At 58.5% G+C, this 16,302-nt stretch carries 15 protein-coding genes; 10 read left to right on the top strand and 5 right to left on the bottom strand.

What is annotated here, in order from left to right:
- Nucleotide 1: 1 nt before the first annotated feature.
- Nucleotides 2–2,005: a cytochrome o ubiquinol oxidase subunit I gene (gene cyoB, locus H4P12_RS11815; protein WP_187793860.1), complete on the bottom strand. Its 2,004-nt coding sequence runs from the start codon at nucleotides 2,003–2,005 to the stop codon at nucleotides 2–4.
- 12 nt (nucleotides 2,006–2,017) lie between these two features.
- Entirely contained in the window at nucleotides 2,018–3,238 is a 1,221-nt protein-coding gene (cyoA, locus tag H4P12_RS11820) for a ubiquinol oxidase subunit II (protein ID WP_187793861.1), read from the bottom strand.
- 242 nt (nucleotides 3,239–3,480) lie between these two features.
- Between cyoA and H4P12_RS11825 the strand changes: the two genes are divergently transcribed.
- The 10 genes from H4P12_RS11825 (at nucleotide 3,481) to H4P12_RS11870 (ending at nucleotide 14,495) form a co-directional block, all read left to right on the top strand.
- Nucleotides 3,481–4,812, top strand: coding sequence for an MFS transporter (locus tag H4P12_RS11825; RefSeq protein ID WP_187793862.1), 1,332 nt, complete (start codon nucleotides 3,481–3,483; stop codon nucleotides 4,810–4,812).
- Between the two features lie 274 nt (nucleotides 4,813–5,086).
- A complete protein-coding gene (locus H4P12_RS11830) occupies nucleotides 5,087–7,975 on the top strand; it encodes a monovalent cation/H+ antiporter subunit A (protein ID WP_187793863.1) in 2,889 nt (962 codons plus the stop codon).
- Entirely contained in the window at nucleotides 7,975–8,322 is a 348-nt protein-coding gene (locus H4P12_RS11835) for a Na+/H+ antiporter subunit C (RefSeq protein WP_187793864.1), read from the top strand. The genes H4P12_RS11830 and H4P12_RS11835 overlap by 1 nt, the downstream gene beginning before the upstream one ends.
- Nucleotides 8,319–9,959, top strand: a complete 1,641-nt coding sequence (locus H4P12_RS11840; protein ID WP_223115789.1) for a monovalent cation/H+ antiporter subunit D — start codon at nucleotides 8,319–8,321, stop codon at nucleotides 9,957–9,959. The genes H4P12_RS11835 and H4P12_RS11840 overlap by 4 nt, the downstream gene beginning before the upstream one ends.
- Entirely contained in the window at nucleotides 9,956–10,441 is a 486-nt protein-coding gene (locus tag H4P12_RS11845) for a Na+/H+ antiporter subunit E (protein ID WP_187793865.1), read from the top strand. Before H4P12_RS11840 ends, H4P12_RS11845 begins: the two co-directional genes overlap by 4 nt.
- The gene (locus H4P12_RS11850; protein ID WP_187793866.1) at nucleotides 10,438–10,719 is read left to right on the top strand and encodes a K+/H+ antiporter subunit F; all 282 of its coding nucleotides are present in this window, start codon (nucleotides 10,438–10,440) and stop codon (nucleotides 10,717–10,719) included. Before H4P12_RS11845 ends, H4P12_RS11850 begins: the two co-directional genes overlap by 4 nt.
- On the top strand, nucleotides 10,716–11,135 hold the full coding sequence (gene mnhG / locus H4P12_RS11855; RefSeq protein WP_187793867.1) for a monovalent cation/H(+) antiporter subunit G: 420 nt from the start codon (nucleotides 10,716–10,718) through the stop codon (nucleotides 11,133–11,135). The genes H4P12_RS11850 and mnhG overlap by 4 nt, the downstream gene beginning before the upstream one ends.
- 183 nt (nucleotides 11,136–11,318) lie before the next feature.
- Nucleotides 11,319–12,329: a TerC family protein gene (locus tag H4P12_RS11860; protein ID WP_187793868.1), complete on the top strand. Its 1,011-nt coding sequence runs from the start codon at nucleotides 11,319–11,321 to the stop codon at nucleotides 12,327–12,329.
- A 114-nt stretch (nucleotides 12,330–12,443) separates the two neighbouring features.
- Nucleotides 12,444–13,154, top strand: coding sequence for an exopolysaccharide biosynthesis protein (locus H4P12_RS11865; RefSeq protein WP_187793869.1), 711 nt, complete (start codon nucleotides 12,444–12,446; stop codon nucleotides 13,152–13,154).
- A gap of 51 nt (nucleotides 13,155–13,205) precedes the next feature.
- The gene (locus tag H4P12_RS11870) at nucleotides 13,206–14,495 is read left to right on the top strand and encodes a hemolysin family protein (RefSeq protein ID WP_187793870.1); all 1,290 of its coding nucleotides are present in this window, start codon (nucleotides 13,206–13,208) and stop codon (nucleotides 14,493–14,495) included.
- An 18-nt stretch (nucleotides 14,496–14,513) separates the two neighbouring features.
- Here H4P12_RS11870 and H4P12_RS11875 read toward each other — a convergent pair whose 3' ends face one another.
- Genes H4P12_RS11875 through H4P12_RS11885 form a run of 3 tightly spaced genes read right to left on the bottom strand, consistent with a single transcriptional unit; the run spans nucleotide 14,514 to nucleotide 16,202 of the window.
- A complete protein-coding gene (locus H4P12_RS11875; RefSeq protein ID WP_187793871.1) occupies nucleotides 14,514–14,717 on the bottom strand; it encodes a hypothetical protein in 204 nt (67 codons plus the stop codon).
- A 35-nt stretch (nucleotides 14,718–14,752) separates the two neighbouring features.
- Entirely contained in the window at nucleotides 14,753–15,556 is an 804-nt protein-coding gene (locus tag H4P12_RS11880; RefSeq protein ID WP_187793872.1) for a pyrroline-5-carboxylate reductase family protein, read from the bottom strand.
- Nucleotides 15,549–16,202 (bottom strand): TetR/AcrR family transcriptional regulator, encoded by a 654-nt coding sequence (locus tag H4P12_RS11885; protein WP_187793873.1) that lies wholly within the window; start codon nucleotides 16,200–16,202, stop codon nucleotides 15,549–15,551. The genes H4P12_RS11880 and H4P12_RS11885 overlap by 8 nt, the downstream gene beginning before the upstream one ends.
- Between the last annotated feature and the right edge of the window lie 100 nt (nucleotides 16,203–16,302).

Consider the following 16,302-nt stretch of genomic DNA (forward strand, 5'->3'; position numbering starts at 1 on the left):
GTCAGGCCCCCAATGTCGCAAGTTCGCGGTCGCGTTCATCCTCGGTATTTCGGACTTCTTCGGCCGGGATGTAGTAATCGCGGTTGTAGTTGAACGTATGGACGATCGTAACAACGATGATCCCGATAAAGGAAAGCACGGCCAGCCACCAGATATACCAGATCAGCGCAAAGCCGCAGATCGTGGAAAGTGCCGCCAGCACCACACCCGCGCCCGTATTCCTGGGCATATGGATGGGCACGTAGTTCGCTTGTGGGCGCGTCTGGCCGAACCGCTTCATGTCCCACCATGTATCCAGCCCGTGGCTGACCGGCGTGAACGCGAAGTTATAATGCGGAGGCGGCGACGACGTTGCCCATTCCAGCGTGCGGCCATCCCACGGATCGCCCGACACATCTGCAAGCGCCTCGCGGTCGCGGATCGAGACATAGAACTGGATCAGCATGGCCGCGATACCGGCTGCGATGATCGCCGCGCCAATGGCCGCGATGATGAACCAGATCCGCAGGTCGGGGTCGTCAAAGACGCGCATCCGGCGGGTAACGCCCATCAGGCCCAGCACATAAAGCGGCGTGAACGCGACCCAGAAGCCGATCACCCAACACCACAGCGACACCTTGCCCCAGAAGACGTTCAGCTTGAAGCCGAAGGCTTTGGGCCACCAGAAATTGACGGCAGCAAAGCAGCCAAACAGCACACCGCCGATGATGACATTATGGAAATGCGCCACAAGGAACAGAGAGTTGTGCAACACGAAATCCGCTGGCGGCACCGCCAGAAGAACCCCCGTCATCCCACCAAGCACAAAGGTGAACATGAAGGCGATGGCCCACATCATCGGCAGTTCGTAACGGATCTTGCCCCGATACATGGTGAACAGCCAGTTGAACATCTTGGCCCCGGTCGGGATCGAGATGATCATGGTCGTGATCCCGAAGAACGAGTTCACCGATGCCCCTGCCCCCATGGTAAAGAAATGGTGCAGCCAGACCAGATAGGACAGGATCGTGATGCAGACGGTCGCATAAACCATCGAGGTATAGCCAAACAGACGCTTGCCGCTGTAGGTCGAGACGACTTCGGAAAAGACGCCGAACAGCGGCAGGATCAGAATGTAAACCTCGGGGTGGCCCCAGATCCAGATGAGGTTCACATACATCATCGGGTTGCCGCCCAGGTCATTGGTAAAGAAGTTGGTGCCCAGATAGCGGTCCAGCGTCAGCAGGATCAGCGTCATGGTCAGCACCGGGAAGGTCGCCACGATCAGCACGTTCGTGCACAGCGCCGTCCAGGTAAAGACCGGCATCCGCATCAGCGTCATCCCCGGGCAGCGCATTTTCAGGATCGTGACCAGCAGGTTGATCCCCGACAGCGTCGTGCCGACACCCGCAACCTGCAGGCCCCAGATATAATAATCCACGCCGACCCACGGACTGTAGCCAATCCCCGACAGCGGCGGAAAGGCCAGCCAGCCGGTTTGCGCGAATTCTCCGATGAACAGCGAAGCCATGACCAGCACCGCGCCGCCCACCGTCATCCAGAACGAGAAGTTGTTCAGGAACGGGAACGACACGTCACGCGCACCGATCTGCAGCGGCACGATGTAATTCATCAGGCCCGTCACAAACGGCATCGCCACAAAGAAGATCATGATGACGCCGTGCGCGGTAAAGATCTGGTCATAGTGGTGAGAGTTCAGATACCCCTCGGACCCACCAAAGGCCCAGACCTGCTGAATCCGCATCATGATCGCGTCGGCAAAACCGCGCAGCAGCATGATCAGAGCCAGCACCAGATACATGATGCCGATTTTCTTGTGATCTACCGATGTGAACCATTCGTTCCACAGATAGCCCCACAGTTTGAACTTGGTTAGCACCGCCAGCAAGGCGACGCCACCGATGGCCACGGCGACAAAGGTGGCCCAGACGATCGGTTCCTGCGGGATGGCGCCGAAATTCAGGCGACCGAAGAGAAAGGTTGTTTCGTTGCTTGCAATAGCCATGTCGTGATCCGGTTAAAGGTTCCGATCCACGCCGGCGGCCGGCGCTGTCTGTGAAAAATCATTCGGGCTGCTGGGCTGGAAGAAGCCTCCAGGCTCGGGCAGGCCGTGACCGCGCATGGGCGTCGGATCGCGCAGCGGCACGGCCTCTTTGCGGGCGGCTGCGGCGAACATCTGCTCCAGCTCATCCACGGTGCAAATTCCGGCGACCTGGAACGGCTCCCATCCCAGAATTGGGCGCGGCGTGCCACGCCGGTCGTATTTGTCATAGGTCAGAACCGAGACGTTGACGGCACCTTCCAGCCCCATCCCGCCGGCGCGATCACGGGCCATCATTTCGGCCATGCACATCTTGCCTTCTTCGACACACATGTTGACGGCACGCTGGAACAATTGCGGATCGACCTGACCGAAAGCCATGGGCGGCACATTCTGGGTCGGTTGTTCCAGCTCCAGATAGCGCGGACGGTCCAGCGTGTCGGGACTGGCGCGAAGGTCGGCGATCCACTTATCAAAACCCGCCTGATCTTCGGCCAGCGCCTTGAAATGCATCCCCGAGAAGCCTGCACCGGAATAATGCGACGCAAGACCATGATATTCGCCGGGTTTGTTGAAGATGCCGTGCAACTTGGTCTCCATCCCCGGCATGGCATAGATCATGCCCGCCATTGCCGGGATGTAGAAGGCATTCATCACGGTCGAGGATGTAAGCGTAAATTCGACCGCCCGATCAACAGGCACGGCAAGTTCGTTGACCGAGGCGACGTTATATTCGGGGTAAATGAACAGCCATTTCCAATCCAGCGCGACAACCTGCACCTGCAACGGGGCTTCGGCTGTCACGGCAGCGGGCTCATTATCGGAATGGGTCGCACTGGCCGGTTGCAGCGGGCGATAGGGGTCAAGCAAATGCGTCCCAACCCAGGTCAGCGCGCCCAAAGTCACGATGATCAGCAGCGGAATCGCCCAAATCACCAGTTCCAGCTTGGTCGAGTGATCCCAATCAGGCGCATAGGTCGCGTCCTTGTTCTTGGCGCTATAGTGCCATGCGAACAGACCGATCATCACCATAACGGGAATGATGATGACCAGCATCAGCAAGGTCGAGATCACAAGCAGGTCCCGCTGCTGCGCCGCGACATCGCCCGATGGCGCCAGCACGACCGCCTTGCAGCCCGCCAGCGACAAGGCCATGGCCAGCCATGAAATTCGTTGGATTGTTTTTATCATATTCATTCATGCCCCCGGTTAGGGGCATTTGCCCCGCCCTGTATCGGCCCGTCTGTGATGCGCTGCGTTCCAGCACAGCGCCATTCGATATGACTCAAGCGCAGATTTAGACAGAAGACAATTTGTCGCGTGTGCATTCTGACGTTAATGTAGCAAACATAAGCCGAACTTGGGCGCAGATTCCACAAGATATGTCTGTGTTCATTAGCCTTTTATCCTAGAACGTCGATCACGGAGTGCTTGGCATCATGGTCCAAACGGTCGAATCAGCCGCTACACAGTCAGGTCAACCAAGGGATGCAACCGAGTATCCGGTATCACCGTCGGATATCGCCGTCGGCGTGATCATCGGACGAACGTCCGAGTTCTTTGACTTCTTCGTCTTCGCCATCGCATCGGTGATCGTTTTCCCCGCTCGCCTGTTCCCATTTCTGAACCCGCTTCAGGGAACAATGGCTTCTTTTCTTTTGATTTTGCTTGCGTTTATAGCGCGCCCAATCGGCAATGCGATTTTCATGCGGGTTGACCGGAAATATGGCCGCGGGGCCAAGCTGACGATTGCGCTGTTCCTGCTGGGAACCTGCACCGTGGCCATGGGTCTTGTGCCATCTTATGCGTCGGTCGGAGATTGGGCGATCATCATCATGGCCATCCTGCGCTTTGGTCAGGGTCTGGCCGTTGGCGGCACATGGGATGGCCTGGCATCGCTGCTTGCCGTCAGCGCACCCAAGCGTCGCCGCGGCTTTTACGCCATGGTTCCCCAGCTTGGCGCACCACTGGGCCTGATCGTGGCGGCATTCCTGTTTTCCTATCTTGTCAGCAGCATGTCGGCCGAGGAATTTCTTGACTGGGGTTGGCGTTATCCGTTCTTTGTCGCCTTTGCCGTGAATGTGGTGGCACTGTTCGCCCGTCTGCGCATCGTTGTGACACCAGAGTTTCTGCGTGCCTTCGAATCGCAAGAATTGCAGCCCACCCGCATTCGCAAAACCATTGCCGAAGATGGCCGCGCCATCGCCGTCGGAATTTTCGTGCCGCTGGCAACCTTCGCCATGTTCCACATGGTCACGGTTTTCCCGCTGGCATGGATCTATCTTTACAGTGAAGAGGCCCTGTCCACCTTTCTGAACCTGCTGGCTTTTGCCGCCGCGGTTGGCGTGCTGTCAGTCATTCTGTCCGGCTTTCTTTCGGATGAGATCGGTCGCTGGCGTGTGCTGCTGATCGGTGCTGTCGCCATTGGCGTCTTCAGCCTTGTCGCCCCCCTGATGTTGCGCGGCGGTATTCTGGGCGAGGCCGGTTATCTGATCATCGGCTTCATTATCCTTGGGATCAGCTTTGGCCAATCCTCGGGTGCGGTGGCCTCGATGTTCGACAATCGCAATCGCTATACTGCGTCGGCCTTTGTCTCGGCCTTCTCGTGGTTGTTCGGTGCAGGCTTCGCGCCCATTACCGCACTGTTCCTCTCCACATCGCTGGGCCTCTATGCGGCTGGGCTGTATCTGCTGTCCGGGGCAATCGCCACGGTTCTTGCACTTTGGGCTGTGCGGCAGCTTGAGTTTCAGGCGGGCGATGGCGTGGAATAACTCCGCCTTCTGCGACAACAAACAAAACGGCGCTCGGCAACGAGCGCCGTTTTTCATTTGAGGCCCATGCTGCACTGCGACGCGCCACACGCAGTCGTGAGCCATAAAACTGCGCCAAATCCCGCTGTTGTCTGAATATCCCCTTGATCCCAAGCCAATCAAACGGCAATCGGTAGATATTCCAAGCCATCACATCGTCACTCTTGTCGTATCTCGATCCAGGGTCTTTTATTGTGCCGGCTGACACGACGATTATCGGAGAACGACCAGGAAAATGGCCGAACAGAACCTGCTGACAATTCTGGCACTTGCCCCTTTTGCCGCGTCGCTGCTTCTGTTGACCTATCCTCATAACGCATTACGAGCGGCGGCGTGGACATCGGGCCTGACGCTGACCGCTGGTCTGCTGATCCTGCTGGGGTTCCGCGACCTGATCCAATCAGGTGAAAGCGTCCGCGCCAATATTCAATGGATCCCGTCGCTGCAACTGAACATCAGTTTCCGTTTGGACGGATTTAGCTGGCTTTTCGCCGCGCTGGTGCTGTGCATCGGCATTCTGGTGGTGATCTATGCGCGATCCTACATGGACGGTCAGGATCGGATGCCGCGCTTTTATGCGTTGCTGATGGCGTTTACCGGTGCGATGCAGGGTATCTTGTTGTCGGGCAATATCCTGATCTTGGTGGTTTTCTGGGAACTGACCTCGATCGTGTCCTTCCTGCTGATCGGCTTCTGGCATCAAAGTGCGGCAGCGCGGGACGGTGCACGAACCGCGCTGCTGATCACGGCGCTTGGCGGGCTGGGCCTGCTTCTGTCGATGCTGCTGATCGGTTACATCGTCGGCAGCTATGATCTGGAGCAGGTTCTGGCCTCGGGTGACGTGATCCGCTCCCATCACCTTTACGAAGTGACGTTGGTCCTGTTCCTGCTGGGGGCTTTCACGAAATCGGCGCAATTTCCGTTTCATTTCTGGCTACCGGGGGCGATGGCCGCACCGACCCCCGTATCGGCCTATCTGCACAGCGCAACGATGGTCAAAGCCGGGGTCTTTCTGCTGATCCGGTTTGAGCCAGCCTTGGGCCGCACGCCGGAATGGTTCTATATCGTGGCGGGCGTGGGGATGCTGACCCTGCTGACGGGCGCTGTCATTTCGCTGTTCCGCCACGATCTGAAAGGGCTGCTGGCCTATTCCACGATCAGCCATCTGGGGCTGATCACGGCGCTGGCCGGGTTCGGTGGCCCGGCAGCCATCTTTGCTGCGATCTTCCACATCTGCAACCATGCCGCCTTTAAAGCGTCGCTGTTCATGACCGCAGGGATTATCGACCATGAGACCGGCACACGCGACATGCGCAAGCTGGGCGGTCTGATCCGGGTGATGCCCGTGACCGCGGTTCTGGCGATTGTGGCGACGGCGGCGATGGCTGGCCTGCCACTGCTGAACGGGTTCCTGTCGAAAGAAATGTTCTTTGCCGAAGCCGTCGAATGGCATGACGGGACATGGCTGGATGACGCGCTGCCCTATCTGGCGGTCGTTGCAGGAGCGTTTTCTGTCGCATATTCATGGCGATTGATCGTCACCGTCTTTTTCGGCCCCACACCGACGGACCTGCCCAAGACGCCGCACGAACCGCCAAACGCCATGCGCCTGCCGGTCGCGTTTCTGGTTGCTGTCTGCGTCATCGTCGGCATCCTGCCCGCGATAACCATCGAACCCGCGCTGAACATCGCAACGCGCGCGGTCATTGGCCCCGGTGCCCCGGCGGTCCATATCGCGATCTGGCATGGCATCAATGGCCCCTTGCTGATGAGCGTGATTGCAATCTTGGTCGGGACGTATCTTTTCCTTGCGACCGCGCGCTCGATCCCCTTCGGTCCCGAGGGGCCACCGATATTCCACCATCTGCGTGCCGCGAAAATTTATGACTGGCTGGAGTTGCAGTTCAGCTGGCGTTGGCCGCGCGCGATCTTCAAACGGATCAGCACAGAACAGTTACAGCCGCAGCTGCGGGTTTTGGTACTGACGGCGTTGCTGTTTGCTGTGGCATCTTTGTGGGGTTCGTTCAACATCTCCAACACCCCACGCCTGCACCAACCGCCGCCTGCCTTCCTGCTGATGTGGACAGTTGGCGCGGCTTGCGCGATGTTTGCGGCGTGGCAAGCCAAGTATCACCGCTTTGCCGCATTGGTGTCGCTGGGCGGTGCGGGGCTGATCACCTGCCTGACCTTTGCATGGCTGTCCGCCCCCGATCTGGCCGTGACGCAACTGCTTGTCGAGGTGGTGACGACTGTCCTGCTGCTGCTTGGCCTGCGTTGGCTGCCCAAACGCCGCGAAGAAATCGCCGAAGATAAACTGCTGCCTGCCAAGATCCGTCGTTTTCGCGATTTTATCATCGCATTGGCAGGCGGAACCGGAATTGCGGTTCTGGCCTATGCGATCATGACGCGGCCCTTGGTGATCAATATCGGCGACTGGTTTCTTGGCAATGCCTATTACGAAGGCGGCGGCACGAACGTCGTCAACGTGATCCTTGTCGATTTCCGCGCCTTTGATACCTATGGTGAAATATGCGTTCTGGCGATCGTCGCCCTGACTGTCTATGCGCTGCTGCGTCGTTTCCGACCCTCTGCCGAAAGCGTCGAGACGCCCGCACAACAGATGCAAACAAGTGCGCAAAACGCGACAGATTATCTGTATGTGCCTTCCGTCATCATGCTGTGGATGTTCCCGGTGCTGATCCTTGTGTCGGCATATTTCTTCTTTCGCGGTCACGACCTGCCCGGTGGCGGCTTTGCGGCGGGCGTCACCATGGCGATTGCGTTTCTGGTGCAATACCTTGCCACCAATGTTCGTTGGGTCGAGGCGCGGATCACGGTTCTGCCGATCCGCTGGATGGGTTTTGGCCTGTTGATCGCCACGGCGACGGGGCTTGGGGCCTGGATCTTCGGCTATCCGTTCCTGACGGCCTATGCCCAATACGTCCACCTTCCGGTGATCGGGCAGGTTCCCGCAGCGACCGCGATGCTGTTCGATCTGGGCGTCTTTGCCCTGGTCATGGGGGCCACGGTTCTGATGCTGGTTGCCATCGCGCACCAGTCGCTGCGCGCCAACCGATTGCGTGAAATCGAAGAAGAAAAAGCCGACAAGAAAGAGGCCGCCTGATGGAACTGATCCTGTCCATAGCCATCGGCGTGCTGGCGACATCTGGCATCTGGCTGCTGCTGCGCCCACGCAGCTTTCAGGTCATTGTCGGCCTGTGCCTGCTGTCCTATGCCGTCAATCTGTTCATCTTTTCGATGGGTCGGCTGACCCCCGGCCGCCCGGCCATCATGCCCAAGGGCGGCTTTGTCGATCCCACCATTTATGCCGATCCGCTGCCGCAGGCCCTGGTGCTGACCGCGATCGTCATCAGCTTTGCCACCACCGCGCTGTTTCTGGTGGTTCTGCTGGCATCGCGCGGCTTAACGGGCACCGACCATGTCGACGGAAAGGAGCGTGATCAATCATGAGCCAACATCTGATCATCGCCCCCATCCTGATCCCGTTCATCGTCGGCGCATTGATGCTGCTATATGATGACCGGCAGCGTCGGGCGAAATTCTGGCTCAGCATGGGTTCGACCGTGTTGCAGCTTCTGGTCGCCGTTGCGCTGGTCTTGCGGGCCAAGGCAGGCGGCGCGGATGGCAGCGGCAGCATCGGGTTTTATCTGCTGGGCGACTGGCAGGCTCCGTTTGGCATCGTGCTGGTGATCGACCGGCTGTCGGCGATGATGCTGGTTCTGACCTCTTTGCTGGCGATCCCGTCGCTGATCTATGCCTCGACCAATGTCAGCCGTCAGGGTCCGCATTACTACTCTTTGTTCCAATTCCTGCTGGTCGGGCTGAACGGCGCGTTCCTGACGGGTGACCTGTTCAACCTGTTCGTCTTTTTCGAGGTGTTGCTGGCCGCGTCCTATGGCCTGCTGTTGCACGGATCGGGGCAGCTGCGTGTTCGGGCGGGGATGCACTATATCGCCATGAACCTGACGGCGTCGCTGCTGTTCCTGATCGGGGTCAGCCTGATCTATGGCGTGACCGGCACGCTGAACATGGCGCATCTGGCCAACATGATCTCCTCGATCGCGCCGGAAGATCGGTCCTTCCTGCATGCTGGCGTTGCGATCCTGTCAGTGGCGTTTCTGGTCAAGGCGGGCAGCTGGCCTTTGTCTTTCTGGCTTCCCACGGCCTATATGGCCGGGGCGGCGCCAGTGGCGGCAATGTTCGCGATCATGACCAAGGTTGGCGTATATTCGATCCTGCGCCTGACGATGCTGGTCTTCGGCCCCAGTGCGGGCGCTTCAACCGGCTTCGGCGCGGGCATGCTGATCCTGCTGGGATTGGCGACCGTGATCTTTGGGCTGCTGGGCCTGTTGGCATCGCAGACGCTTGGCCGGATGGCGGCGCATTCAGTGCTGATTTCCTCGGGCACCGTGCTGGCCGTGACCGGCTTCGCCGTCGCCGGTGGAGGAGAAGCGCTGTTGGCCGCCGCCCTTTACTACATGATCGGATCGACACTGGCGACCAGTGCCCTGTTCCTGCTGATCGAGCCGATGAATCGGCAGGATGGCGGCATCGCGGCCATGCTGGCGCTGACCGCCGATGTGTATGGCGTCGACGACTCCGAAATTGATGAGGTTCCCGACCCAGGCTTCAGCGTTCCTGCCACCATGACGGTTCTGGGGATATGCTTTGGTCTGTGTCTGCTGGTTCTGGCCGGAATGCCACCACTGCCGGGCTTTATCGGCAAGGTCGCCATGATCCAGCAACTGCTGCAGAATAACGGCTTGCCGCCCGGTCTGAACTGGACACTTATCGGCCTGCTGATGCTGTCGGGCTTTGCGACGCTGGTCGGACTGGCCCGAATCGGCATCCAGACCTTCTGGGCGCAGGACGACGCCCCGCCTCGCGTTCTGGCGTTAGAGATTATTCCGATCGCGGTATTGCTGCTGGTCGTCGGTCTGATGACTGTCAAGGCCGAGGCAACCTTGCGTTATACCACCAGCACCGCCAGTGCGCTGCATCAGACCGCAAGCTATGCCTATGGCGTCTTTGCCACGCCACGCGCCGCCGACCGCGAAACCACCAAACGGCGAGGGGCGTCGGAATGATCCGCCTTATCCCGCACCCGCTGTTGTCGGTTTGTCTGGTGGTGATCTGGATGATGCTGACCGCATTTTCGCCGGGCCACTTTCTGCTGGGATCGGCAATCGCATTGTTCGCAGGATGGGCCATGGCGGCACTGCATCCGCCCAGCATTCACATCCGCCGCTGGTCGGTCATCCCAAAACTGATCTGGACGTTGTTTTTCGATATCCTACAATCCAATGCTGATGTCGCCAAACTCATCCTCACCAATGGACGCAATAACCGCCGCTCTGCATTCATCTTTATCGATCTGAAGCTGAAGAACCCGAACGCACTTGCCGCGCTGGCGATCATCGTCTCCTCGACCCCCGGCACGGCATGGGTTGAATACAGTTCCGCCAGTAACAGATTGATCCTGCACATCTTTGATGCGACCCGCGCAGACCACTATCATCACGTCCTCAGCGACGTTTACGAACCCATGCTGATGGAGATCTTTGAATGAGCGGTATGATTCTGACCTTCGCCCTCGGCTATGCGCAGCTTGTGATAGCAATCGCCGCCTGCCTTGCCGGATCACGGATTTTGCTGGGGCCGCGGGCGCAGGACCGTGTTCTTGCGCTGGATACGCTGTATCTCACGGTGATGCTTCTGTTTTTGATCACCGGCATGCGGCTTGGATCGGTTTTTCTGTTCGAAGCCGCCATGGTTATTGCCGTCATGGGCTTCGTCGCGACGGTCGCGCTGACGAAATTCCTGTTCCGGGGTGAGGTGATCGAATGAACGGCTTTGAAGGCTTGCCGCTGTGGATTTCCATTCCCGTCGCACTGTTGGTGATGCTGGGGGCGACGCTGACACTCATCGGTGCTTTGGGCTTTGTACAGCTGTCCAGCTTTTACGACCGCCTGCATGCGCCAACGCTGGGCGCAAGCTGGGGCACCGGCGCCATCATTCTGGCGTCCTCCATTCTGGCTACATATCTGCAACAGCGACTGGTTGTGCATGAACTGGTCATCGGGCTTTGTGTTCTTGTCACGATCCCTGTCACACTGATGTTGCTGGGTCGGACGGCGCTGCTGCGTGACCGGACCGAAAACCCGACCGCCCTGCCCGAAAAGATGCGCAACAGCCTTGATGCAGAAGATGCCGCCCAACAAGAACAGGAAGCAGAGGAACGCGCAAAACAATCTTCCGCGTGAAAATTATCTGCGCGCGCCTTGTAACCTCCGAAGCCGCTTCCTAATTGCAACCTGCGGGACCGGGCCCCTCTGACGACAGCAACTGTCGTGATGTCGGACCGCATCGAGCGTGCTCGATGTCATACGGCCCGACCCTGATCTTCCGTCTGACCTCTCAGCACTCAACTGGATTGGCGAGGGCAAATGGAACTTCTTCTTCTGACATTTCTTGGACAGCCTGTGTGGATGTGGCTGCTGTTCATCAGCTTGGTCGTGACCTTGCTGGTGCTTGACCTGGGCGTCCTGAACAAGGGCGACCATGAAATCGGCGTGGCGCAAAGCCTGAAACTGTCGGCGATGTATATCGCGCTTGGGCTGGGCTTTTCGGGCTTCATCTTCTGGCAGATGGGCGGCGAGGCGACGGCGCAATATCTGACGGCATTCGTTGTCGAAAAGACGCTGGCGATGGACAATATCTTCGTGATGGCGCTGATCTTCAGCTTTTTCGCCATCCCGCGGAAATATCAGCACCGGGTGCTGTTCTGGGGCATTCTGGGCGTGATCGTTCTGCGTGGTATCATGATCGCACTGGGTGCGACCATCGTCGAACAATATCACTGGGTGCTGTATATCTTTGCGCTGTTTCTGGTCTTTACCGGCATCAAGATGTTGTTCACATCAGAGGAAAACCACGACCTGTCGGAGAATCGCGTCCTGAAATTCGTGCGCAAACGCTTTCGCGTGACGGATGAATTTCACGGCAATGCGTTCATCGTCAAGCAGCCTGACCCGAAGACCGGCAAGATCGCCCGTTACGCGACGCCCCTGCTGCTGGCGCTGGTCTTGATCGAGATTGCGGACATCGTTTTCGCTGTCGACTCTGTCCCGGCTGTCTTTACGATCACAACCGATCCCTACATCGTCTATACGTCGAACATCTTTGCCATCCTTGGCCTGCGAGCACTGTATTTTGCCCTGTCAGCAATCCTGCACCGCTTTGCTTATCTTAAGTATGCATTGTCGCTGTTGCTGGTGTTCATCGGCTCAAAGATCTTCATCGCCGATGCGATGGGCTGGCCGAAGTTTCCGCCGGAATGGTCGCTGGGCATCACCTTTGCAATCCTTGGCGCGGGCGTCCTGTTCTCGCTTTGGAAAACCCGCGACGACGATGAACCGCCGCAAATTGGGCGTAACAGCGCCGAAAGTCACAGCTAATTGCACGGTTCACAAAAAAAACATGGTGCGACGGGTTGAACTGTCGCACCAGCATGAACCAAAGTAAGCTTGGCGGCGTTGGCTGTCAGGTTCTCTATGAGTCAGAACAGGATAATGCAGGACAACGACCCCCGAGGCGAACCCGTCTCATCGTATCGGACTGACGATACCGGCGATGGTTCCGAGGGTGACCGACGAAGATCGTCGTCCAAGGATCCGAAGCGCCGCAAGAAACTGTCTGAAGTTCTGCTGGAAATTGCAGCCGACGATAGCCGTGATCGCATCTCCATCGCCGACCTGATGGAGGCGACGCGCCTGCGTGCGGCCGGAGCGCTGATCCTGTTGTTCGCGCTGCCCAATGCCCTGCCCACACCGCCCGGCACTTCCGCCATTCTTGGCCTGCCACTGCTGTATCTGTGTATTCAGATGGCTTTTGCACGCACGCCGTGGCTACCGAAAATCATCAGTGAAAGGTCGATGGCGCGAGAGGATTTTTCTGCCCTGCTGGGCCGGATGGGTCCGATCCTGCAACGCGCCGAGCGGTATCTGCGTCCCCGGCTTCTGCCTTTGACAACACGGGCAGCCGAACGTGCGCTTGGCGCGTTCTGCGCCTTTCTGGCCCTTCTTGTCGTGCTGCCAATCCCATTGGGCAACATGCTTCCCGCACTTGCCATCAGCATGATTGCCCTTGGTGTCGTCGAACGCGATGGCGCATGGATCATCGCGGGCGTCAGTGTCGGCATCGTGTCGATCATCATCGTCTGGGGTGTGTTCGTGGTCCTGATAAAGACTGTCGCATACCTTTTGGCCCAGGCGTTCAGCTGACATGAACCTCAATATACATCGTTCCCCGTGCCCTTACCCAAACATTGAGCCATGATTCTAGAAATCGCGATCGTTCTTCTTCTGACCATGTTCAATGGCCTGCTGGCCATGTCCGAACTGGCCATCGTTTCAGCCCGCCCCGCGCGGCTGAAGGTCATGGCGGATCAGGGTAACAGGGGCGCACAAATTGCTTTGGAGTTGGGGGCCGAGCCTGGCCGTTTCCTGTCCAGCGTGCAGATCGGCATTACGATGGTCGGCGTGCTGTCCGGTGCGTTTTCCGGTGCAACACTGGGCACACGGGTTGCGGCGGCACTGGTTCAGACCGGAATGTCGGCGGCAATGGCGCAAACCGTGGCCGTCGGCGGTGTTGTTGTCGTGATTACCTATCTGTCGCTGATTATCGGTGAATTGGTGCCAAAGCAGATCGCCCTGCGGTCCCCCGAGGGCGTGGCGGCACGGGTTGCGCCGATCATTCTGTGGATCTCGCGCATCGCGGCGCCGATTGTCTGGCTTTTGGACAAATCGGGAAAAGCCGTCCTTGCCCTGTTGCGGCAATCGGGTGAAAGTGATCGCTCGATCTCGGACGAAGAAATCAAGGTCGTCATTTCGGAAGCGCGGCTTGCCGGCGTGATCGAGGATGCCGAACGCGACATGATCGCGGGCGTCATGCGAATAGCTGACAGAACCGCGCGCGGCCTGATGACGCCGCGACACGAGGTGGAAACGGTCGATGTCAACGCATCGTTTGCGTCGGTGGTGGAAGAGTTCAAGAAACTGAACCGGTCGCGCCTGCTGGTCCGCGATGGATCGGATGACGAGATCATCGGCATTCTGATCAGTCAGGATTTGCTGGGCCACAAAGACGACGACACGCCCGACATCCGCACATTGGTTCAACCGGTGCCAGTCATCCGAGAGGGGCTGCCGGCCCTGAACGTGATCGAACAGCTGAAGACCAGCCCATCGCGAATGCTGCTGGTATTTGACGAATACGGCCATTTCGAAGGCGTCGTCAGCTCGATGGATGTGCTGGAGGCGATTGCGGGCGACTTCCCCGAACCCGGCGATGATGAGCCGAAGGCCGTCACGCGCGAAGATGGCAGCTTGCTGGTCGCGGGCTGGATGCCTGCCGATGAATTTGCCGATATGATCGGACTGAGCCTGCCCGAAGATCGCGGCTATGAATCCGTTGCGGGATTGGTTCTGGATCATGCGGGGGTGTTGCCTGAACTTGGCTCCAGCATTGAAATCGGCGGCTGGCGGATCGAAGTGGTCGATATGGACGGCCGTCGTATCGACAAGGTTCTGGTCTCTCGTCTGCGCGAAGCCGTGCCGGAATAGCGCGGCTTCGGGATGCCTTCAGGCGGTCTTGCGGCTGCGCTTGCTGAAGCGCGTCAAAATGGCCAACCCGGTCAGCGTTCCGATGAAGGTCAGAGCACTTAGGTAAGAACCATATTTGCTGGTATGCGTGCCATCATCGAACCACAGGTCCAGCAAGCCATCGGTCAATGCATCATCCGCCCAGAAATCGCGGGGCGCGACGCCCGACCGGACGGCACGCATGAAAGCCTCGCTAACCGGGGCTTATGCCAAGGCGGTCAGTTCGACATGGCTTTGACCTTATCCATCCCGGCCTGAACGGCGGCGTGAACCGCCACTTCAAAACCAGCCTCTTGCGCGGCTGACAGTGCCGCCGCCGTTGTCCCGCGATAATCCATATAGTCGCGCACAATTTCTCCTGCCCGATCGATCCGATCAGCCATCAGCACCGGCGCATCGCAAACCATCGCCTTTACCGCTTTTGCTGCGATATCGGGGGAAAGTCCCTGTGCCAAAGCGGCATCCAGAAATGCCTTGGCCAGCAGCGCCGCATAGGCCGGTCCGGCCCCGGACAAAATGGTGATGGCGGCCAGATCGCTTTCATCTTGCAATTGATCAGTCTCACCGACGGATGAAAGGATGGCAGAGATCGTTTCTTTATCCTGCACGGTCACAGTATCTGTCGCAAACCATGGCGAATAGGATCGGCCAATCTGAACCGCGGCATTGGGCAATGTGCGAACCACGCGATCTGCACCCGTGCGTCGTGCGATTTCCGCGCAAGACACACCAGCCATAAAGGAAATGACCAGCTTCCCTGTGCAATCCAGCGACAGTTTCCCAAAATCCTGCGGAAGGACCGAAAGGATCACAATTTCCGCCCCCTGTGCAGCTTTGCCCGCATCGACTGTCCAGCGCAGATCAGGCCAATCGTCATAGTGCGGGCTTCTGCCAGAGCGGTTCGCGGCGATGAAAGCCTGCGGAGCGACCAGTTTCTGACGCAGCAATGCCGGACCGACAGACCGGCCCAGCCAACCTGATGCCCCGATCAAAGCGATGCTTTGCTGTAACCCGTCAGTCATTCTGCCCTCCATCGCCGTCAAACCGATGCCGTGCGTAGAAGCGTGCCAACTCGGCATCCGTCGGCATCTGTCCAGAATAGGTTTTCACATAGGCCGGTATCCGCGCCATCCGGGTCGTCAGACTTTCCTGTGCCTGCATGGAGATATAGCCGATCTGGACCAGATAGACCGTGCGCGCCCGAACATCTGCTTCGGCGGGGGTGAACCCAAAACGGCCGAACATGCGCCGGATTGCCGCCAGCCGACGCTCATCCGCTGCGGTCACGCGCGCCATCACGGCGTCGGACTGCAGCGCCCAGCCACGCATGGCGAAATCGAACCGGGAATCGAATGCTGCGTCATCCAGAAAAACGCTTAGCAGGTTCAAGATCGCTTCGGGAATGGTTTCGGCATAAGCGTCCGTCGCATCGACCAAAGCCTGGGTATTGGTCGCATCCCAGTCGGCCAATAGCGCGTCCAAAATTGCGGCGCGGTCTTTGAAAAACCAATAAAAGCTGGTCCGCGACAGATCCAGCCCGCTGGCCAAGGGCTGAATCTTCACCGCATCGACCCCTCCGGCCAGAAAGGCGGCTTTTGCCGCCCCCAACCATAAGGCATGCGATCCCCGCCAGCCGGTCTCTTTAATGTCCGCATCAGCCGTTTCCATCAGCCAAGATTACCCTGCACCACCCTGTCGCACAATAATAATTGACGCCTATGAACTTAAACTTGACACTTATGAACATTTCGTGCCTGTTTGACCAAGC

Source organism: Paracoccus amoyensis (genome assembly GCF_014490725.1).
Lineage (GTDB): Bacteria > Pseudomonadota > Alphaproteobacteria > Rhodobacterales > Rhodobacteraceae > Paracoccus > Paracoccus amoyensis.

What these genes read in the sequence shown, in the direction of transcription:
- cyoB (WP_187793860.1), bottom strand. Translation starts at nt 2,005, where the DNA reads ATGGCTATTGCAAGCAACGAAACAACCTTTCTCTTCGGTCGCCTGAAT.
- cyoA (WP_187793861.1), bottom strand. Translation starts at nt 3,238, where the DNA reads ATGAATATGATAAAAACAATCCAACGAATTTCATGGCTGGCCATGGCC.
- H4P12_RS11825 (WP_187793862.1), top strand. Translation starts at nt 3,481, where the DNA reads ATGGTCCAAACGGTCGAATCAGCCGCTACACAGTCAGGTCAACCAAGG.
- H4P12_RS11830 (WP_187793863.1), top strand. Translation starts at nt 5,087, where the DNA reads ATGGCCGAACAGAACCTGCTGACAATTCTGGCACTTGCCCCTTTTGCC.
- H4P12_RS11835 (WP_187793864.1), top strand. Translation starts at nt 7,975, where the DNA reads ATGGAACTGATCCTGTCCATAGCCATCGGCGTGCTGGCGACATCTGGC.
- H4P12_RS11840 (WP_223115789.1), top strand. Translation starts at nt 8,319, where the DNA reads ATGAGCCAACATCTGATCATCGCCCCCATCCTGATCCCGTTCATCGTC.
- H4P12_RS11845 (WP_187793865.1), top strand. Translation starts at nt 9,956, where the DNA reads ATGATCCGCCTTATCCCGCACCCGCTGTTGTCGGTTTGTCTGGTGGTG.
- H4P12_RS11850 (WP_187793866.1), top strand. Translation starts at nt 10,438, where the DNA reads ATGAGCGGTATGATTCTGACCTTCGCCCTCGGCTATGCGCAGCTTGTG.
- mnhG (WP_187793867.1), top strand. Translation starts at nt 10,716, where the DNA reads ATGAACGGCTTTGAAGGCTTGCCGCTGTGGATTTCCATTCCCGTCGCA.
- H4P12_RS11860 (WP_187793868.1), top strand. Translation starts at nt 11,319, where the DNA reads ATGGAACTTCTTCTTCTGACATTTCTTGGACAGCCTGTGTGGATGTGG.
- H4P12_RS11865 (WP_187793869.1), top strand. Translation starts at nt 12,444, where the DNA reads ATGCAGGACAACGACCCCCGAGGCGAACCCGTCTCATCGTATCGGACT.
- H4P12_RS11870 (WP_187793870.1), top strand. Translation starts at nt 13,206, where the DNA reads ATGATTCTAGAAATCGCGATCGTTCTTCTTCTGACCATGTTCAATGGC.
- H4P12_RS11875 (WP_187793871.1), bottom strand. Translation starts at nt 14,717, where the DNA reads ATGCGTGCCGTCCGGTCGGGCGTCGCGCCCCGCGATTTCTGGGCGGAT.
- H4P12_RS11880 (WP_187793872.1), bottom strand. Translation starts at nt 15,556, where the DNA reads ATGACTGACGGGTTACAGCAAAGCATCGCTTTGATCGGGGCATCAGGT.
- H4P12_RS11885 (WP_187793873.1), bottom strand. Translation starts at nt 16,202, where the DNA reads ATGGAAACGGCTGATGCGGACATTAAAGAGACCGGCTGGCGGGGATCG.